Source organism: Mesorhizobium sp. M7A.F.Ca.US.014.04.1.1, assembly GCF_003998745.1.
GTDB classification, from domain to species: Bacteria; Pseudomonadota; Alphaproteobacteria; order Rhizobiales; family Rhizobiaceae; genus Mesorhizobium; species Mesorhizobium ciceri.
Genome location: NZ_RZRW01000229.1, coordinates 7,870 through 8,643 on the forward strand (window position 1 = coordinate 7,870; position 774 = coordinate 8,643).

Consider the following 774-nt stretch of genomic DNA (forward strand, 5'->3'; position numbering starts at 1 on the left):
TCAAAAGGAGGATTGCGATGGCGTGTACGACCGACGACCGCGATTTTACCATCAAGGTGGCAACGATCCGCGATGCATTCGGCAGACTGTTTCCGGACCGCGAAGCTCTTGCCGCGCGAACAGGATGGAGCATGAGCTCGATCAACACGATCGACGTCTATGCAGGCTCGGACATAAGCTACAGCTTCGCGACGCTGGCCACGCTGACCAACGAGGCAGCCAACTGGTTCGGCGACGTGCGCGTCGTGCCGAGCGGAAGCTATCCGCTGGCGGAACGGTGCCCGCTTCTGGTGCTCGGTTCGGCCAGGCACCGGTAAGTTCATCATCATGCGCCAAGAGGCGCTCCGAGCGCCTTGACTCCGGCGCGCCGCCAGCCTATTTCAGCGCCACGTTAGCACTCGCCTTTGGTGAGTGCTAACCACATGTCCGGCGCCGCCGGATGGAGGAACTGTTTCTCACCGTTCTCATCGAGGAAGAAAAAATGGCAAAGTCGAAGTTCCGCCCGCTTCATGACCGCGTGGTCGTTCGCCGGGTCGAATCCGAATCCAAGACCGCTGGCGGGATCATCATCCCCGACACGGCAAAGGAAAAGCCGCAGGAAGGCGAGATCATCGCTGTCGGCTCCGGCGCTCGTGACGAAGCTGGCAAGCTGGTCCCGCTGGACGTCAAGGCCGGCGACCGCATCCTGTTCGGCAAGTGGTCGGGCACCGAAGTCAAGCTCAATGGCGAAGACCTTCTGATCATGAAGGAATCCGACATCATGGGCATCATCGG

Annotated in this window: 2 protein-coding genes; both read left to right on the forward strand. The window is 60.6% G+C overall.

What is annotated here, in order from left to right; all coding sequences use genetic code 11:
- Positions 1–17: 17 nt before the first annotated feature.
- Positions 18–317 (forward strand): hypothetical protein, encoded by a 300-nt coding sequence (locus tag EOA22_RS38905; protein ID WP_245478643.1) that lies wholly within the window; start codon positions 18–20, stop codon positions 315–317.
- A gap of 164 nt (positions 318–481) precedes the next feature.
- The coding region (groES, locus tag EOA22_RS16735) for a co-chaperone GroES (RefSeq protein ID WP_006203049.1) at positions 482–774 on the forward strand (293 nt) is incomplete at its 3' end.

What these genes read in the sequence shown, in the direction of transcription:
- EOA22_RS38905 (WP_245478643.1), top strand. Translation starts at nt 18, where the DNA reads ATGGCGTGTACGACCGACGACCGCGATTTTACCATCAAGGTGGCAACG.